This is a genomic window from Arthrobacter sp. H41, from assembly GCF_000520535.1.
In the GTDB taxonomy this organism is placed as follows: domain Bacteria; phylum Actinomycetota; class Actinomycetes; order Actinomycetales; family Micrococcaceae; genus Arthrobacter_D.
Genome location: NZ_KI914771.1, coordinates 70,724 through 73,619 on the forward strand (window position 1 = coordinate 70,724; position 2,896 = coordinate 73,619).

The window sequence follows — 2,896 nt, forward strand, 5'->3', positions numbered from 1 at the left end:
AGCCGATGGCCGCCCCGGTCCGGCATCCGTGGAGGCTGCGAGCCGTGGCGCGATCCGCTGGGTCACTGCGGCGAGGGGCCCCCAGTGCTGGACCGCGGACGCCCCTGCCGCGAAGGGTTCGATGAGCGCAAGCTGCAGGAGGACGAGCACCGCCGTCGTCTCTGCAGGTAGTCCCTGCGCCGTGAAGATGATTCCGAGGGCCGCCGCACAACATGCAGCGACGATGATCGCGAACGCTGCCCCTGCGGCTGCGGCTGAGCGGCGCGCGACCGCCGATGCCTCGGCGTCGAGCCCACGGGAGATCTCCAGGGCCCGCTCGTCCGCTCCGTTGACCTGCAGGTCGGGAGCCGCGCGTAGGAGGCCTGTGATGCGTTGGAGCGCGGCAGCCCGAAGGCGGACGGCTGCCGCGCCGGCGGACCGTTCCCTCAGTCCGGCGATGACCGGCGCTACGAGAACTGCAGCCATCACGGCGACCAGTTGCCAGCCCAAAGCCGCCGGGTGCAGCAGGGCTGTCGTGAGAAGTGCAGCGAGTCCCGTCAGGAGGGCGGTGATGAAGGGAAACACCGCGCGGGCGGAGAGGTCACGCAGCTCATCCACATCCCCGACGAGGCGCTCGATGTCCCCCGAGCCTCGCGCGATGGTGCGCCAGGACGTACTGGCGTCGAGGAGTCCCTTCCATAGCCGGAGGCGCGTCGTATCGGCGCGGAAGAAGACGGCACCATGCAGGCACAACCGTTCGGAGTACCGCAGGAGCGATCTGCCGATTCCGAAGAATCGGACCCCGACGATCGCTGTCAGCAGGTAAAGGATCGGCGGCTGTTCGGCTGCCCGGACGATCAGCCAGCCGCTGAGGGCCGTCAGCGCGACGGCGAAGAGGGCGGCGCCGAGGCCGAGGGCAGCTGCGGCGAGGAACCGCCGGTCCCACGGCCGGACCAGCGCCAGCACTGCGCGCGCTGAACCGGACCAGTCGCGGATGGGACCGCCGGCGCCCTCCCCGGACACCCGCGCAGCGCCCCCGGCGTCCGGCTTCAGGGGCCCGCGCCGTGCCGCGGCTGTGTCGTTCCTCCGCGGTGCAGCAGACGGTTCGGCGGTAGCGCAGGGACCGTCGACGATGAGTTCTCCGGACCGCGGGGAGGCGGTTTCTGCAGGCGCTGGGAGCTGATCCATCCAGAGCTGCCGATCAGCGATGGCCGCCGTCTCGTCGTCGTGCGCGATCAGGAGCACTGCGAGGTGCGCCGGACGCCGGAGGATCGCGGAGCGGATCGCAGCCGAGGTTGCGGGATCGACGTGTGCAGTCGGCTCGTCGAGCAGGAGGAGCCCGGTGCGGGGGTCCTGGGCCCGAAGCATCGCCCGGGCGACGGCGACGCGCCGCACCTCTCCGGGACTCAGTTCACTTGTCCGCCTGTGGGCGAGGTCTGCCCCCCCGACGGCGGCGAGCTGCGCATCGATCGCCGGCACGTCTTCCGGCAGCCCCGAATACAGTGCGAGTTCACCGCGCACGGTATCCATCAACAGCTCGGGGTGCTGCGGAACCCACGCGGTCCGGTCCGGACCCGTTCCGGTGACCGAGCCAGTGACGCCCAAAGTGCCGGACTGTCCTGTCCTGCGGGTCAGGACCTTCAGGAGGGTCGTCTTGCCGGTGCCGCTCGCTCCCCGGAGGGCCGTCACGGTGCCCGGGCGAAGCGTGAAGGAGACGTGCTCGAAGACGGGGTGCACGGCGCCGTCGTAGGAAGCGCTGAGGTCGCGGACAGTGACGGTGTCGTCACGGGAGAGGGCGGCCCAGGAGCCGGCTGCGGTCGGTTCGTCGGCCCCACCTGTTCCATCGGGGGCGACGCCGGCGCCGGGGGCGGCACCGGCTGCGAGCGGCGGGAGGACCGGCGCATCGATCACGGAGCGGATGCGGGCTCCGGCTTCCTTCCCGTCCTCGCTCGCATGGTGTGCGGCACCGACGTCGCGCAGCGGTCCGTAGCACTCCGGCGCGAGGATCAGTGCCACCAGTGCGGTCTCGAGGCCCAGGTCGCCGGAGATCAGGCGGACCCCGGCGAAGACCGCGACGACGGCCACCGAAATGGTGCTGATGAGTTCGAGCGCGAGCGAGGAAAGGAAGGCCGTGCGGAGGGTCGTCAGCGTTCGGGAGGTGTAGTCGCCCGCGATGTCCCGCAAGGCGCGGGTCTGCTCCGCCGCCCGTCCCAGCCCCACGAGGACCGGCAGTCCCCTTGCGAGTTCGAGGAGGTGGTCGGACAACCGCCCCAACGCAGTGGCCGCCTCCTGCGTCCGCTCCGCGGTATGCAGGCCGATCAGCACCATGAACACCGGAACCAGGGGAACCGTCAGCACGATGACCAGCGCACTGATCCAGTCCGCGGCGAGGATGCGCGCCCCGACCAGCAGGGGCACCACCGCGCACGTGATGAGGGCGGGAAGGTACTGGGTGTAGTACTTGTCCAGCCCGTCGAGGCCGCGGGTCAGCAGGACCGCAAGCGACCCCTGGCCGCTGCCGGCGGCGGCGCCCGAGGTTCCGCCGTCGGCCAGAAGCCGTCGGAGGGCAGCCTCCCGCAGTCGCTCCTTGACCCCGAGGGCCAACCGGGCCGCCGTGGCTTCCTGCCCCCAGGCGGCACCGGTGCGGAGCAGGACACCGAGGAGGCCCGGGACGAGGACGCCACCCGCCTGCAGGGACCCTTCCGCCAGTGAAGCGATTCCGACGGCCAGCGCCTGGGCCATCAGGACGAGTCCCGCGGCCCGCACGGCTGCGAGCAGTCCGAGCAGATAGACGGCGGCCCCGGACCCGGCGGCACCTGCCGGCCCACCTGCGAGCACCGACGCGACGGGTGAGGTGCGCGCCGTCGCCCCCTGGGCCGCAGCGGGCTGCCGGATTCGCCCGGCGGCCGCGGGCTGC

At 72.0% G+C, this 2,896-nt stretch carries 1 protein-coding gene; it reads right to left on the bottom strand.

The window, feature by feature from the left end; all coding sequences use genetic code 11:
• The coding region (locus Y705_RS22175; protein ID WP_162149035.1) for an ABC transporter transmembrane domain-containing protein at positions 1 to 2,896 on the bottom strand (2,896 nt) is incomplete at both ends.